The organism is Plantactinospora sp. B5E13 (assembly GCF_039871775.1).
In the GTDB taxonomy this organism is placed as follows: domain Bacteria; phylum Actinomycetota; class Actinomycetes; order Mycobacteriales; family Micromonosporaceae; genus Plantactinospora.
Genome location: NZ_JBDPLT010000002.1, coordinates 223,086 through 237,508, shown reverse-complemented (window position 1 = coordinate 237,508; position 14,423 = coordinate 223,086). Strand labels below are relative to the sequence as shown.

The 14,423-nt window shown below is 73.1% G+C and carries 14 protein-coding genes; 6 read left to right on the top strand and 8 right to left on the bottom strand.

Features of this window, described 5'->3' with window-relative positions; translation table 11 throughout:
• Nucleotides 1-2: 2 nt before the first annotated feature.
• Genes ABGB05_RS03005 through hisC form a run of 3 tightly spaced genes read left to right on the top strand, consistent with a single transcriptional unit; the run spans nt 3 to nt 3,005 of the window.
• On the top strand, nt 3-803 hold the full coding sequence (locus ABGB05_RS03005) for an RDD family protein (RefSeq protein ID WP_347651553.1): 801 nt from the start codon (nt 3-5) through the stop codon (nt 801-803).
• A 28-nt stretch (nt 804-831) separates the two neighbouring features.
• Nucleotides 832-1,902, top strand: a complete 1,071-nt coding sequence (locus tag ABGB05_RS03000) for an RDD family protein (protein WP_347651552.1) — start codon at nt 832-834, stop codon at nt 1,900-1,902.
• Entirely contained in the window at nt 1,899-3,005 is a 1,107-nt protein-coding gene (gene hisC / locus ABGB05_RS02995) for a histidinol-phosphate transaminase (RefSeq protein ID WP_347651551.1), read from the top strand. The genes ABGB05_RS03000 and hisC overlap by 4 nt, the downstream gene beginning before the upstream one ends.
• A 70-nt stretch (nt 3,006-3,075) precedes the next feature.
• On the opposite strand, the gene ABGB05_RS02990 is transcribed toward hisC, so the two are convergent.
• From ABGB05_RS02990 to ABGB05_RS02975, 4 genes are all read right to left on the bottom strand, one after another.
• On the bottom strand, nt 3,076-4,428 hold the full coding sequence (locus tag ABGB05_RS02990) for a PQQ-binding-like beta-propeller repeat protein (protein ID WP_347651550.1): 1,353 nt from the start codon (nt 4,426-4,428) through the stop codon (nt 3,076-3,078).
• Nucleotides 4,429-4,539: 111 nt separating this feature from the next.
• Nucleotides 4,540-4,737, bottom strand: a complete 198-nt coding sequence (locus tag ABGB05_RS02985) for a DUF397 domain-containing protein (RefSeq protein WP_347651549.1) — start codon at nt 4,735-4,737, stop codon at nt 4,540-4,542.
• Between the two features lie 162 nt (nt 4,738-4,899).
• Entirely contained in the window at nt 4,900-6,102 is a 1,203-nt protein-coding gene (gene fahA, locus ABGB05_RS02980) for a fumarylacetoacetase (RefSeq protein ID WP_347651548.1), read from the bottom strand.
• Between the two features lie 37 nt (nt 6,103-6,139).
• A complete protein-coding gene (locus ABGB05_RS02975) occupies nt 6,140-7,066 on the bottom strand; it encodes a hypothetical protein (protein ID WP_347651547.1) in 927 nt (308 codons plus the stop codon).
• Between the two features lie 94 nt (nt 7,067-7,160).
• Between ABGB05_RS02975 and ABGB05_RS02970 the strand changes: the two genes are divergently transcribed.
• Both ABGB05_RS02970 and ABGB05_RS02965 read left to right on the top strand, forming a co-directional pair.
• The gene (locus tag ABGB05_RS02970) at nt 7,161-8,342 is read left to right on the top strand and encodes a homogentisate 1,2-dioxygenase (RefSeq protein ID WP_347651546.1); all 1,182 of its coding nucleotides are present in this window, start codon (nt 7,161-7,163) and stop codon (nt 8,340-8,342) included.
• Nucleotides 8,343-8,436: 94 nt separating this feature from the next.
• Complete coding sequence (locus ABGB05_RS02965) at nt 8,437-9,270, top strand: transglutaminase-like domain-containing protein (RefSeq protein WP_347651545.1); 834 nt, start codon at nt 8,437-8,439, stop codon at nt 9,268-9,270.
• A gap of 33 nt (nt 9,271-9,303) precedes the next feature.
• Here the strand turns inward: ABGB05_RS02965 and ABGB05_RS02960 are convergent, their stop codons facing one another.
• The 3 genes from ABGB05_RS02960 to ABGB05_RS02950 all read right to left on the bottom strand — a co-directional run bounded on the left by ABGB05_RS02960 (nt 9,304) and on the right by ABGB05_RS02950 (nt 13,153).
• Nucleotides 9,304-10,341, bottom strand: coding sequence for a tetratricopeptide repeat protein (locus ABGB05_RS02960; RefSeq protein ID WP_347651544.1), 1,038 nt, complete (start codon nt 10,339-10,341; stop codon nt 9,304-9,306).
• 255 nt (nt 10,342-10,596) lie between these two features.
• Complete coding sequence (locus tag ABGB05_RS02955; protein ID WP_347651543.1) at nt 10,597-11,649, bottom strand: PrsW family glutamic-type intramembrane protease; 1,053 nt, start codon at nt 11,647-11,649, stop codon at nt 10,597-10,599.
• A gap of 106 nt (nt 11,650-11,755) precedes the next feature.
• Complete coding sequence (locus ABGB05_RS02950) at nt 11,756-13,153, bottom strand: CHASE3 domain-containing protein (protein ID WP_347651542.1); 1,398 nt, start codon at nt 13,151-13,153, stop codon at nt 11,756-11,758.
• Nucleotides 13,154-13,217: 64 nt separating this feature from the next.
• Between ABGB05_RS02950 and ABGB05_RS02945 the strand changes: the two genes are divergently transcribed.
• Complete coding sequence (locus ABGB05_RS02945) at nt 13,218-13,919, top strand: response regulator transcription factor (RefSeq protein WP_347651541.1); 702 nt, start codon at nt 13,218-13,220, stop codon at nt 13,917-13,919.
• 37 nt (nt 13,920-13,956) lie between these two features.
• Here the strand turns inward: ABGB05_RS02945 and ABGB05_RS02940 are convergent, their stop codons facing one another.
• Nucleotides 13,957-14,322 (bottom strand): response regulator transcription factor, encoded by a 366-nt coding sequence (locus ABGB05_RS02940; protein ID WP_347651540.1) that lies wholly within the window; start codon nt 14,320-14,322, stop codon nt 13,957-13,959.
• Nucleotides 14,323-14,423 lie beyond the last annotated feature (101 nt).

Sequence of the window (14,423 nt, the reverse complement as noted above, 5' to 3'; positions counted from 1 at the left end):
CCGTGACGGAGCAGCCCGCGTACCCGACGTCCCCGGGGGAGGGCCGGCCGACGGCCGGTCCTCCCGCCGTACCCGTGCCCCGGCCCGGGTCGGCCGGCCAGGCCGGATATCCGCCGCCCGGCCAGCCGGGTCCGCCCCACCAGCCGGGTTACGCCGCGCTGCCGGGCTACCCGGTCCCACCCGGCCAGCCGGCCTACCCGGGCGGCCAGCCGGGCTACCCGGTCCCGCCGGGCCAGTACGCCGCGCCGCCGGGGTATCCGGTGCCGCCGGCGGCGCAGCTGCCGACCAGTCCGGGCGGGCAGCCGCTCGCCTCGTTCACGGACCGGCTGCTGGCGGTGCTGATCGACGGCGCCATCCTCGCCGGGGTCGGCATGGTGCTCGCGATTCCGGCCGTGATCATCTTCTTCGTGGTGACCGGACCGGACCTCTTCGCCGTGGAGTACAACCCGGACGGCACCATCGCCGACCCCGATCCTCTCGCCTTCCTGGTGCCACTCCTGATCATGGAAGGAATCCTGATCCTGGTCGTGTACGTCGCGCAGTACGTCTACCAGGTCGAGATGGCGCGTCGGACCGGTCAGACGGTCGGCAAGCGGATCATGAAGATCCGGATCACGCCGCTGGACCCGAACCGGTCGCTGACCCGGGGCGCCCTGGCCCGGCGTTTCCTCGCCCAGGTCGGCATCGGGTTCATTCCGGGGCTCGCCTACCTCGACGGGCTGTGGCAACTCTGGGACAAGCCGTACCAGCAGTGCCTCCACGACAAGTTCGCCAAAACCGTGGTGGTTAAGGTTCCAGCGTGAACGTCAGGACTGAACCGAGGTCGTCGCGGTGACGGTACAGCCGGGTTGGTACCCCGACCCCGCCGAGCCGACCACCCAGCGGTACTGGGACGGCGACGGCTGGATCGGCGCGCCGCTGCCCGTGGACGCCGAGCCGCCGGCCGGCCCGCCGCCGGCCGAACCGGAACCCGCACCCGTCTCCGGGCCGTCCGGGGCGACGGACACCGGCCCGACCTCGCCCGCCGCCCCGTCGCCTCCGGCCGGGCCGTTCGGCGTGCCGCCGGGTTCGCCCTCGGCACCGCCGGGAGCACCCGGCTCCGCGCCGCCGGGAGCGCCCGGCTCCGCGCCGCCCGGAGCGGGTCCGGCGGGACCGCCGCCGCCGGGTACGCCGCCGTACGGTCCACCGCCGGGCTGGAACCCCCACGCCGGCCCACCGCCGGGCTGGAACCCGTACGCCGGTCCGCCACCCGGCTGGCACCCGTCCTGGACGCCGCCGCCCCGGCCACATGGGATGGCGCTGGCACCGCTCAGCGCCCGGCTGGTCGCCCGGTTGATCGACATCAGCATCGTGTTCCTGCTCAACGTGGTGGTCAACGGCTGGTTCGTCTGGCGGTTCGTGCAGGAGATCGAACCGCTCTCCCAGGAACTCAGTCGACGCTGGCTGAACGGCGAGGCGAGCACCGCCAACCTGCCGCAGGCCAGTCCGCAGGCCGACGGGCTGCAGGTGGTGATCCTGCTCATCGCGGTCGCGCTCTGGTTCGCCTACGAGGTGCCGTCGGTGGCCAACAGCGGGCAGACCCTCGGCAAACGGCTGATGGGCATCAAGGTCGTACCGGTGACCGAAACGGAGCAGTTGGGCTTCGGACGCTCGTTCCGCCGCTGGAACATGCTCGGGCTGCCGGTGTTCCTCTGGAGCTGCTGCGGGATCGGCTTCCTGATCCAGCTGCTCGACTGCGGGCTCGCGGTTTTCGACCGGCCGTTGCGGCAGACGCTGCACGACAAACGGGCGATGACCGTCGTGGTCCAACTCCCGCGCCGGACCGTTCCGCCGCACGCACCGGGCTCTCCCGCCGGACCCACCGGCTCCCCCACCGACCGCCCTGGAGGCACCGAGTCATGACCAGTCCCGCCCCCGACCGGACGCCCCGGCTGACCCGTGCCGACCTCGACGCGCTGCCGAGCTACGTACCGGGCCGCAGTCCGGCCGACCTCGCCCGGGAGCTGGGTCTGCCCGAGGCGATCAAGCTGGCCAGCAACGAGGTGCCGTACGGCCCGCTGCCGGGGGTGGTCGAGGCGGTCGCCGAGGCGGTCGCGGGGGTGCACCGCTATCCGGACATGGGGGTGCTGGCGCTGCGGGGCGCCCTGGCCGAGCGGTACGGGGTGAGTCCGGACCGGATCGCCACCGGCTGTGGTTCGGTGGCGCTGGCCGAGCACCTGGTCCGGGCCACCTGCCTGCCCGGGGACGAGGTCCTCTACTCGTGGCGCTCGTTCGAGGCGTACCCGATCATCGCGGCCACCGGCGGCGCGACAAGTGTGCGGGTGCCGAACGACGCCGGGCACGGCCACGACCTGACCGCGATGGCGGCGGCGGTGACCGACCGGACCCGGCTGATCTTCGTCTGCAACCCGAACAACCCGACCGGCACCGCGGTACGCCGGGCCGAGCTGGACCGCTTCCTCGCCGCCGTACCGGACGACGTGCTGGTGGTGCTCGACGAGGCGTACCGGGAGTTCGTCACCGATCCGGAGGTGCCGGACGGGCTGGCCACGTACGGCGACCGGCCGAACGTGGTGGTGCTGCGCACCCTCTCCAAGGCCTGGGGGCTGGCCGGGCTGCGGATCGGTTTCCTGGTCGGGCACCCGGAGGTGGCCGGCACCGTACGCAAGGTGGTGACCCCGTTCTCGACCAGCCTGGCCGCGCAGGCCGGCGCGCTGGCCGCACTAACCCAGGAGACCGAGGTACGACGCCGCTGTGCGCTGGTGGTCGCCGAACGGGACCGGGTGACCGAGGCGCTGCGCAAGCGGCTGCCGGGCGGCGCCGTGCCGGAGAGCCAGGCCAACTTCGTCTGGTTGCCGCTCGGTGACCAGGCGGTACCGTTCGGCCAGGCCTGCGAGGCGCGCGGGGTGATCGTCCGGCCGTTCGCCGGGGACGGGGTCCGGGTCACCATCGGCACCCCGGCCGAGAACGACGCGTTCCTGGCTGCCGCCGAGGCCGCGCTCTGAACCTGTCGGGGGACTTGTCCCCGGGCCGGGCCGCGACCGAGGCTGGCGCCCCGAACCGGGCTGACCGGGCTCAGGTCGCGGCGAGGATGACCGGCTGGGCCGACAGGTAGTAGCGGTCGTCCTCGGCATCCGGGGCAACCGGCTCGGCCAGCCGCTCCACGGCGAGGAAACCGTGCCCCGCGTAGGCAAGCCCCGGCGACCAGGCGGTGGAGTCCCGACCGTAGGTGAACGGGAACCGGGACCGCTGCACCCCGGTCGCCGCGTCCAGCGTCACCAGGTCGTTCGACGCGGTACGCAGATGCACCAGGCCCGGTTGGACCGCGAGGATCGTGGTCTGCCGGTCGGCGGGGGCCAGGGTCGGATCGTCGCCGGCCCACCGCCACCGCTCGCCCCCGGTCCGCACCGACCTGGCGACCAGGCCGGTCCCGGCCGGCGCCACCGCGACGTCGTCGACGAGTACGGTCTCCGGGCCGTCCAGCACCGGTGCGGCAAGCAGCCCAGGCCGGTCCACCAGCCAACCCCGGCTGCCGTCAGCGGTCTCGGTCCGCAACGCCCGGCAGTCTGCACGGAGGCTCGCACAACCGAGCGGGGTGACCCGCAGACCGACGGTCCCGCCGTCCGGGTCCGCGGCGGGCGGACCGGCACCCGGGGCGCCGGTCGGCTGCCAGCGGGTGTCGAGGCGCCCGGTGGCCACGTCGTAGAAACCGAGCACGGGTGCGCCGGCGCAGGTCTCGGGGATCACGAACTGACCGTCGACGGTGGTCAGCGCCGCCGCCGGGTCACCGGTCGGGCAGGCCGGGTCGACCTCGGCCCGCCACAGTTCGCGCCCGGTCGCCACGTCGATGCCCCGGCGTTCGGTCGTACCGGCCACGATCAACAGTCGGCTGCCGTCCGGCCCGGCCGCCGGATAGAGGCCGACCGGGGTGTAGACGGTGGCGGCGCCGGTGCGCCGGCCGACGTACCCGTCTCCGGGGCGCGGCCCGGCGGCCCGCCACCGGACCAGGCCGGTCCGGGCGTCCAGCGCGACGAGTTCCCCGTCGGACCAGCGGGTGACCACCGTGCCGCCGTCCGCCAGCGCCCCGGTCACCTCGGCCGGCCAGCGCCGGTACGACCAGTACGGGGTCCGTCGGGTCGGCGCGTCGACCGGCTGGTCGGCCCAGACCTTCCGGGATGTGGCGTAGACCCGCAGCCGGCCGTCGACGATCAACGGCGCCGCGTTCAGGGTGCCGACCACCCCCGGTTCCCGGGTCGCCGGGGCGGGATAGCCGTCCCCGGCCGAGTCGACCACCTCGGCCGGGGCGAGCACCCGGTACACGGTCACGGCGGAGGCGAGCAGCACCAGCACCGCCGCCACGACGGCGAGGGCCGTGGCTGCCCATTTCCTCGTACCGGCGGGTCCGCCGGAGCCGTTCGGCGTTGTCATGCCCGCACCTCCGCCGGCAAACCCTACCCAGGCCCGGCGGCCAACCGCCGTGCGGTGCGCGGCACGCGGGCGGCCGGCTCACGCCACCGGCGCGCCCACCCGTCCGCCGGTTCAGGGGGTGAAGTGTCCCGTCCGGGTCGCGGCGACGAACGCGGCCCAGCCGGTCGGCCGGAACTCCAGCACCGGCCCCGGGTCCTTCGAGTCCCGCACTCCGACGATCCCCGGCAGGTTGTCCGCCACCTCGATGCAGAGCCCCTGGTCGTTGGAGCGACTGCTCTTGCGCCACACGGCGCGTGAATCGTCAAACATATTTACACCCTTTCAACCGATAAGGCACTCAATGGGCGAAGTTCGTCCGCCGAGATGCCTAACGGAGGATGGATGCTCCTGTTACTCAGCCGAGCGGAGGATCGCACCGACTGTGCGAGAGACGCCGCCCCCGGCCCGGCCAGCGCTTCCGCGCCGGCCGGGTCAGGCTACGGCCGGAGCGATGGTGCCGGTCACCTCGCCGAGCCCGACGACCCGGCCGTCCGGGCCGGGTGCCGTACCGCTGATCGTGACGGTGTCCCCGTCCAGCAGAAAGGTCCGGGTCGCGCCGTCGGCCAGCCGGACCGGTTCGGCACCGCCCCAGGTCAGCTCCAGGAACGATCCGGTCTGGTCCCGGCGCGGCCCGGAGACGGTGCCGGAGGCGTAGAGGTCGCCGGTGCGCAGTGCCGCGCCGTTCACGGTCAGGTGGGCGAGCTGCTGGGCCGGGGTCCAGTACATCGGGGCGAACGGCGGCTCGGTGACCCGGTGCCCGTTCCAGTCGACCGCCAACCGCAGGTCCAGCCCCCGGTGCGGTACGTCGGCCAGATAGTCGAGCACCGGCGGGTCCTGCTCCGGCGCCGGCACCCAGGCGTGCTCCAGGGCCTCCAGCGGCACCACCCAGGGCGAGACCGAGGTGGCGAACGACTTGCCGAGGAACGGGCCGAGCGGCTGGTACTCCCAGGCCTGGATGTCCCGGGCCGACCAGTCGTTGACCAGTACCAGGCCGAAGACGTGGGTGGCGAGTTCGTCGACGCCGACCCGGTTGCCGAGCGCCGACGGCACCCCGACCACAAAACCGACCTCGGCCTCGATGTCGAGCCGGGTCGATGGCCCGTACACCGGACCGTCCGGGGTGGCCCGCTGGCCGCAGGGGCGGACGACCGGCGTACCGGAGACCACCACCGTGCCGGCCCGGCCGTGGTAGCCGACCGGCAGGTGCCGCCAGTTCGGCAACAGTGCGGGCTGGCCGGGGCGGAAGATCTGCCCGACGTTGCCGGCGTGGTGTTCCGAGGAGTAGAAGTCGACGTAGTCGCCGACCTCGAACGGCAGCACCATCGTGACCCGGTCGAGCGGGATCAGCAGCGGCTCGACCGCCGGGCGGTGCTCCGGACCGGTCAGCAGTTCGACGATCCGGTGGCGTACCGTCGTCCACTGCGGACGGCCGAGGGCCAGGAAGGCGTTCAGTGTCGGCCGGCGCAGCGCCCCACCGGCCAGGACCAGTCCGGCCTCCTCCGCGCCGTCGAGGTCCAGCACCAGGTCACCGACGCGTACGCCGATCCGGGGCGCCCGGTCGTCCGCGACGAAGACCCCGTACGGCAGGTTGTGCACCCCGTACGGCGAGTCCGCCGCTCCCTCCACCCACGTCACCCTCGGTCCTCCCCCGCCCACGTGCCACGCCGCCCGTTCACTCCTCGAATCCTCCGTTCACCAGGCCCAGCCGGACCAGGTCGATGAGCGGCTCCATGACGCTGCACGAGCCGAAGCCGATCCAGAGCGGACGCCGCTGCTCCCGCCGGGACCGGGCCGCCTCGACCAGCGGCAGCGGGTCGGTCCCGGCCAGCAGTTCGGCGATCTCGGCCACCTCGGCGCCGGTGTGTGCGGCGGCGCTGGCGGCCAGGATGTTGACGAACCCGTGGTGGGTGAAGCCGGTCTCCGGGTCGATGTGCCGGATCGCGTGGTGCAGGCCGGCGGTGAGCTTGAACGGCAGGTCGCGATCCCGGCAGGCGCCGATCACGGCGGCCAGTTCGACCGGGGTGGGAAAGAGTTCGGCGGCCAGCCCGCCGGTGCGGAACTTCGCCCCGATCCGCTTGCCGGCGGCCCGTTCCCGGGCCAGCCGGTCGAGCGCGCCGAGCAGTCCCCAGGTCAGCGGAATCTCGGCGAAGACCACCGGAGCGTCGCGGTGACCGGGGCCGTCACGGTGACCGGGGCCGTCACGGTGACCGGCGGTAGGAGGGCCCACCTCGTCGAGGTGGGCGGGGAGGCCGACGAGGTCGTCGAGGCCGGGCTGCGGGTCCTCACCGCGTTTGGCCACCGCGGCCTCGACCTGACGGATCCGGATGCGACTGTCGACCTGGTCGCGCAGTTGGTAGAGCCGGGGGATCGGCACGTCCGCGATGACACCGACGTCGATCCGCTCGTCCGCGCCGAGCAGTGCCGGCAGTTCGGGCAGTGCCGTGGCGGGCAGCAGCAACGGTCCGACCATGGTGGCGTACCAGGCCGTCCGGTGCCGGCGATGTGCGGCGACCGCCTCGGGCAGGCTGGCACTGCCGGGCGGAAAGACGGCGGCGTCGTCGACCAGCCCGTCGAAGAGCCGGGGCACCTGCGTTGACACGAACAGAGAACTTACGGGACGCTACGACTAGCGGACAACAGCGTCCGATTATCGGACGTTTCCGGCCGCTGACTGGGACAAAACGGAGGCGATCATGCCGTACTACCGCAGCGTCGGCGAGGTACCCCGCAAGCGCCACACCCAGTTCCGGCAACCCGACGGCAGCCTCTACGCCGAGGAGTTGATGGGGCAGGAAGGGTTCTCGTCCGACTCGTCGCTGCTCTACCACCGACACCTGCCGACCGCGATCGTCGCGGCCGAGGAGTACACCCCACCCACCTGGTCACGGGTGCCCAACCTGCCGCTGAAGCCACGCCACCTGCGTACCCACAAACTCGACTCGTCCGGCGCCGACCCGGTGCTCGGCCGGCAGCACCTGCTGGTCAACGACGACGTCCGGATCTCGTACGTGGTCGCCGACCGCCCCTCGCCGCTCTACCGCAACGCCGTCGGCGACGAGTGCCTGTACGTCGAGTCCGGCGCCGCCCGGATCGAGTCGACCTTCGGCGTCCTCGGGGTCACCGCCGGGGACTACGTCATCATCCCGACCTCGGTGATCTACCGGGTCGTCCCGGTCGCCCCCGACCCGCTGCGGATGCTCACCATCGAGGCGTCCGGACACATCGGGCCACCCAAGCGCTACCTCTCGGTCCGCGGCCAGTTCCTCGAGCACTCGCCGTACTGCGAGCGCGACGTCCGGGGCCCGGAGGCGCCGCTGCTGGTCGAGGAGACCGAGGTCGACGTCTACGTCCAGCACCGCCGGGGCTGGACCCGCCACGTGTACGCCCACCACCCGTTCGACGTGGTCGGCTGGGACGGCCACCTCTACCCGTGGGCGTTCTCGATCCACGACTTCGAACCGATCACCGGCCGGATCCACCAGCCGCCGCCGGTGCACCAGACGTTCCAGGGGCCGAACTTCGTGATCTGCTCCTTCGTCCCCCGCAAGGTCGACTACCACCCGCTGGCCATCCCGGTGCCGTACAACCACCACAACACCGACTCCGACGAGGTGCTCTTCTACACCGGCGGCAACTACGAGGCGCGGCGCGGCTCCGGCATCGAGCAGGGCTCGATATCGCTGCACCCGGCCGGCTTCACCCACGGCCCCCAACCCGGGGCGGCGGAACGGGCGATCGGCGCCGAACGCTTCGACGAACTGGCCGTCATGGTCGACACCTTCCGCCCCCTGGACCTCGCCGAGCCGGCGCTGACCTGTGAGGACAGTGGGTACGCCTGGACCTGGGCCGGTCGTACCGCCACCGCCGCCGACTGACCGCCTCTCCCACCGACTGACCGCTCAGCCACCGCCCGGCGACCGACCGGCGCCGGGATCGACTGTTGTCACAGCTGCCGGTTAGGGTCGACCGGTGGACGAGCAGGAGTTCTACCGACGGCACAGCCCACTGACCGACCCCGGCGAGCACCGGGCACGGTTGCGCGGGCTGCCGACCGACGTCGCGGCACTGGGCGCCATCGTGCGGGGCGCGGTCCTGCACCGTGACGAGACGTCCTGGCTGCACGGCTTCGAGTTGCCGGCGCAGCGTCGCGACGAGGCGAACACCCGGTGGACCCGGGCGATCCTCGACCACCTCGGCGACCTGCGGGAACGCCCGGCGCCGCAACGCTTCGCCGGCACCTGCCGGGACTTCTCGATCCTGCTCTGCGCCCTGCTGCGCGAGTCCGGCACGCCGGCCCGGTTGCGGGCCGGCTTTGCCGGCTACTTCACCACCGACTTCTTCGACGACCACTGGGTGGTGGAGTACTGGTCCGACCGGCACGGCTGGCGGCTGGCCGACGCCCAGCTCGCCGGCGGGGCCGCCGAGGCGTACCGGGCCGACGTGGACCCGCTCGACGTGCCGCGCGACGCGTTCCTGGTCGGTGGGGCGGCCTGGCGGGACTGCCGCCGTGGCGACCGGGACCCGGCGCGGTTCGGTGTCTTCTCGGCCGGGCTGACCGGCATGTGGGAGGTGCAGGGCAACGTCCTCCGCGACCTGGCCGCGTTGGCGAAGGTCGAGACGCTGCCCTGGGACAACTGGGGCCTGATCGAGCCGCACTTCGACACACTCGGCGACGGCGACCGCGAACTGCTCGACGGGGCGGCGGCGGTCAGCGCGGCCGGCGGACCGGCCGACGCCGCCGCCGCGCTGCTCGACTCCGACGACCGGCTCCGCCCACCCACGGCTCTCGTCGCGCCACACTGACGCGGTCGCGAACACCGCAAGAAACACCCGGTGTCACTCGTTCTCCGGTCTGGTGCCGAAGATCAGCACCAACTCGGCGGCGGCCGCGCTGACGATCGCCAACACCAGCAGCCAAGGGCTGCCGACCAGCGCGTAGAGCAGGATGAGGACCGGACCGGCGACGGCGGTGTAGACGGTGAGGGCCAGCGACCGGTCGCCCCGGATCAGCTCCGGCAGCCGGCCGCGGCTCAGGTTCGGCACCCGGCGGGCCAGCCGCCACAGCAGGACGGCGCCGACCACCGAGGCGATGCCGGCCCAGACCCGGGCCGGGGTCGGGTTCAGCCCGGCCATGCAGGTGACCAGGATGGTCACCACGAAGGTGTAGCCGAGGGCGTACATCAGGACCCGGCGCAGGCCGAAGCCGATGGTACTGCCACCGTCGACCCGGCCCGGAGCCAGCGCGGTCGCGTCGACCAGGTGTTCCAGCGCCTCCGAGTAGCGCCGCTGCTCCAGCCGGATCACCCCGATGTTGTGCTGCGCCTCGGCCATCTCCGGGTCGAGCCGCAGCGCCTCCCGGTAGGCCCGCTCGGCCAGGTCGTACAACTGCATCCGGACCGCCACCAGGCCGAGCACCAGGTGTGCCTCCGCCTCCTCCGGGGCCAGTTCGACCGCCCGCCAGGCCGCGTTCAGCGCCTGCTGGCCGTTGCGGGCCTCGCCGAGGATCGCGGCGGCGCTGCGCTGGGCGTACGCGTCGTCGGGGCCGAGCGCGAGGATCTCGTCGGCGGTCTCCGCCGCCTCCTTGAACCGGCGCAGGTCGACCAGGGCGTGTCCGCGGAACACCAGCGGATGGAACGTCTGCGGGGCGGCGGCGACCGCCATGTCGGCGGCTTCGAGGGCCTTCTCCGGTTCCTTCGACGCGAGCCGGATCATGGCCAGGGTCAGCAGTGCCGGTACGTGGTCGGGTTCCAGTGCGATCGCGAACCCGACCTCGGCGGCGGCCTCGTCGTACCGGCCGAGTTCGGCGAGGAGTTCGGCGCGCTGGACGTAGCCGTCGGCGGTGGCGGACTGGTCGGAGTCGGCGTCACTGGACACGTGCGGAAGCGTAGCCGGGCCGGTCTCCTCCGAGCTTCCCCGCGGGGCGGGGCGGCGAGCCGAACCTCCGGACGCGACACGCCGAATCTCTTCGCGCGACCCGCCGAAACGCCCTCTCCCCATCGGCGGCAATCAGCGGTACCGTAGACGGGACCAAGCCTGGCGCTCCCCCCGTGGCGTCAGGCTTGGTCCTTTTCCGGCCACATCCGCGTCCGGCCACATCCGCGTCCGGCCACGACCGGCGACCGATGGAGGTCAGCGCAGGATGCCGACCCCGTGGACCGGTGCCATCACCAACGGACCGGTCCCGGTCGGGGTGGTGGTCCACCAGCCGCCGGTGACCGCCCGGCCCCGCGCCCGGTGCCACCTGATCCCGAGCACCAGCAGCCCGACGGCCGCATCCACCGCCAGCAGCAGCCAGCTCAGCGCGGTGTAGAGGTGCACCTGGAGCTGGGTCACGTTCGGCGCCTGGCCGATCCCGATCAGGTACCACTGGGTCGGGGTGCCGGTGAGCAGCAGGGTCAGCCACACCGCGATCCCGCTCGACGCGTCCCACAGCCCGTGCAGCAGGGTGACCAGCAGGAACCAGCCGAGCAGCGAACCGGTCAGCCGGGGCCGGCCGTGCGGCGCCCGGGCCGCGGTCGCGAAGAGCGCACCGCCGAGCACCGCCGTCCAGAGCCCGTGTCCGACCGGCGCCAGGATGCCGCGCAGCGCCTCGGTCTCGACCACGTTCAGCAGCGACAGACCGTTGGCGGTGAACAACGCGTTGAAGGCGTACCCGGCGCTCTCGAAGGCGGCGAAACCGAAACCGACCGCCGCGCCCAGCACCATCCCGTTCCGGGCGGTGAAGTACGGCAGACGCCGGGCGAGCAGCCAGAGCGCGGCGAGCTTGACCGCCTCCTCGACCAGCCCGACCCCGAGGTAGCCCAGGGTGGACGGCTGCCGGACGAAGGCGGCTTCGAGGACACTGGCCCCGAGCACCCCGAGCACCCCGCCGTAGACGAACGCGCTGAACACCCGCTGCGCGGTCAGTACGGCGTCGGCCCGGCTGAAGGCGTACACCACGAAGGTGACCGGCACCAGGAAGCTGCCGACCAGGATGATCGTCGGCACCAGGTTGGCGTTCCCGGTCAGGAACGTCACCAGCACCGTGGCCAGCCACAGGGCCAGGCCGGTGACGAAGACCCGGAGCCAGCCCGGTCCCGACCGGGTACGACGGGTCCTGGCGGTGGTCTTCCCCGGTGGCACCGCGTCGACAGTCAGTTGCGCCATCTCGCCCTCCTCGAAGCCGTCGGTGCCGTCGACCACGACAGCGCCGTACCGTCCTCGAGAAGCGTGCGCCTCCGGCGGCCCCCGGGTCTTCGCCGCCAGCGGCCATCCGGCATACCTGCCAGCCGGAATTCCGGCCTGCCCGCTACCCTGCCCGGGTCTGGGCGGGCAGGTCGACCAGCAGTGTCGTGCCCTGCCCGGGCGGGCTGCTCACCGACACCGTCCCGCCGGCCGCCGCCACCCGGTCGGCGATGCCGACCAGGCCCGACCCCCGGCCCGGGTCGACGCCGCCGACACCGTCGTCGCGCACCGACAGCCGCAGACCGCCGTCGCGCAGCTCCGCACCGACCTCGACGACGCTGGCCCGGGCGTGCTTGGCGACGTTGGCCAGCGCCTCGGAGACCACGTAGTACGCGGTCACCTCCACCAGCTCGGGCAGCCGCCCCGGCACGGCCAGGTCCAGTTCCACCGGTACGGCGGACCGCCGGGCCAGCGCCTTCACCGCGGGCGTGATGCCGCCCTCGGAGAGGATCGCCGGGTGGATGCCCCGGGAGATCTCCCGCAGTTCGTCGACCGCACCGGTCAGCCCGTCCGCGATCTGCGCCAGCCGGCTCCTCGGCTCCGGCGGCTCGTCCGGCAGTTCCGCCTCGACGGCACGCAACTCCAGCACGAGGGAGACCAGCCGCTGCTGCGTACCGTCGTGCAGGTTCCGTTCGATGCGGCGCCGGGCCTGGTCGGCCGCGGCGACGATCCGGGCCCGGGACGCGGCGAGCTCGTCCCGGCTCGTCTCCAGCGCACCCGCCATGCCGTTGAAGGCCCGCTCCAGGACCCCGACCTCGCCCACCCCGCGTTCCGGCAGGCGTACCCCGAGGTCGCCGCCGGCGAGCCGGCCGGCCATCTCCGCCACCCGCCGCACCGGCCGGGCCACCACCCGGTTCAGGTGTCCGGCGTACCCGGCCACCAGCAGCAGGGAGGCGACCAGACCGGCGACGGTGGCACCGATCGCCCGGTTGAGCGCGTTGTCGGAGTCGTGCTGCCGGGCCACCACCTGGTGCTGTTCCGCTCGCACCAGCTGGTCGAAGTCGCCGCGCAGCCGGCCGATCCACCAGTCGCCGTCCACCTCGGCCTCCCGGACGGTGGCCGGATCGCGTGGCGGCCCCTCGACCAGCGGTACGGAGTGCTCGTTGACGTACGCGTCGATGCCGCTGCCGAGAGCACGCGCCCAGGCCAGTTGGCCGGGGTCGTCGGCGACCAGTCGCTCCAGCTCCGCCGCCTGCGCCGGATAGCCGGACCGGGCGGCGTGCCACGGCGCCAGCGACTCCTGCCGGCCGGTCAGGGCGTAGCCCCGCTGTCCGGTCTCCAGGTCCACCAGCAGCCGCTCCAGGCGGTTGGCCGCCACCAGCACCTCTTCCGCCCGTCGCGCCTGCCGCTCCGCCGCCCGTACGTCGACGACCGAGCTGAGCAGGACACCGAAGGTGGCACCGAGGACCACGGCGAGCAGGCCACTGGCGGTCAGCAGCCGACGGGTCAGCCCGTAACGCAACTCAGCCTCCAGCCGGGGTTGACCTCGGACCGGGTTCGATCCGGGACCGAACGATAATGGTTTCATGACCAGGCAGCGGGACGGGTCCGCGCACCCGGAGGCCGAGCCGGCTGGCGCCCGACCGCGGGTGGTGCTGGCCGACGACGACGTGCTGCTCCGGGAGGGCGTGGCCAGCCTGCTCGACCGTTCCGGTCTGGCCGTGGTGGGCCAGGCCGGTGACGCCGACGGGTTGATCGCGCTGGTCCGGACCGAACTCCCCGACCTGGTGCTGGTCGACATCCGGATGCCTCCGGCGCACTCCACCGAGGGGCTGGAGGCGGCGAAGCGGATCCGCCGCGAGTTCCCGGAGATCGCCATCCTGGTGCTGTCCGCGCACGTCGAGGTCGAGCACGCGATGGATCTGCTGGCCAGCGGCCGGGGTATCGGCTACCTGCTGAAGAGCCGGGTCACCGACGTGGCGGACTTCGTCGACACCCTGGGCCGGATCGCCCGGGGCGGATCGGTGGTCGACCCGGCGCTGGTCCAGGATCTCGTCTCGGCCCGTCGGCGCAACGACCCGCTCGCCGCGCTCAGCGAGCGCGAGCGGGAGGTGTTGGCGCTGATGGCGGAGGGTCGGTCCAACGCCGGAATCGCCCGCCGGCTCTGGGTTACCGAGGGCACCGTCGAGAAGCACGTGCGGCACATCATGGCGAAGCTGGGTCTGGCCGAGACGGACGAGGACCACCGTCGGGTCCTCGCGGTGATCACCTTCCTGGACGCCCACTGACCCGGACCGACGGCCCCGCACCCCACTGATCTGCTGGTCAGCCGTCGGTCCGCCGATGCGCGTCGAGCAGGTCCCGGACCGCCCGGCCCGACAACGCGGTCTTGGCCAGGAAACCGATCGCCGGGCTCGCCTCGACCAGGTCGACGTAGTCCTCGGCGGCATGCGCCGACACCATGATGATCTCCGCCTCCGGACGCAGTTGCCGGGCCACCTCGAAGCCGCTCTCGCCACCCAGGTCGATGTCGAGCAACACCACGTCCGGCCGCAGCCGGCTGTCCTGCCGTACCGCGTCGGCGCCGGTCGAGGCGACGCCGACCACGGTGACCGCCTGCCGTTCCAGCAGCCCACGGGCGGCGTCCAGGAAACGCGTGTTGTCGTCGACGATCAGGCACCGCAGCGTCACGATCCCAGCCTGGCAGTTCCGACCACGGCTGCCATTCCCGCTAGCCGGAATGTTCACCCCGCCGGCGACCGATCCGGCCAGCGGCCGGCCGCCGGCCGGGT

Coding starts and splice junctions, on each gene's coding strand:
- hisC (WP_347651551.1), top strand. CDS start 1,899: ATGACCAGTCCCGCCCCCGACCGGACGCCCCGGCTGACCCGTGCCGAC.
- ABGB05_RS02990 (WP_347651550.1), bottom strand. CDS start 4,428: ATGACAACGCCGAACGGCTCCGGCGGACCCGCCGGTACGAGGAAATGG.
- ABGB05_RS02985 (WP_347651549.1), bottom strand. CDS start 4,737: ATGTTTGACGATTCACGCGCCGTGTGGCGCAAGAGCAGTCGCTCCAAC.
- ABGB05_RS02970 (WP_347651546.1), top strand. CDS start 7,161: ATGCCGTACTACCGCAGCGTCGGCGAGGTACCCCGCAAGCGCCACACC.
- ABGB05_RS02945 (WP_347651541.1), top strand. CDS start 13,218: ATGACCAGGCAGCGGGACGGGTCCGCGCACCCGGAGGCCGAGCCGGCT.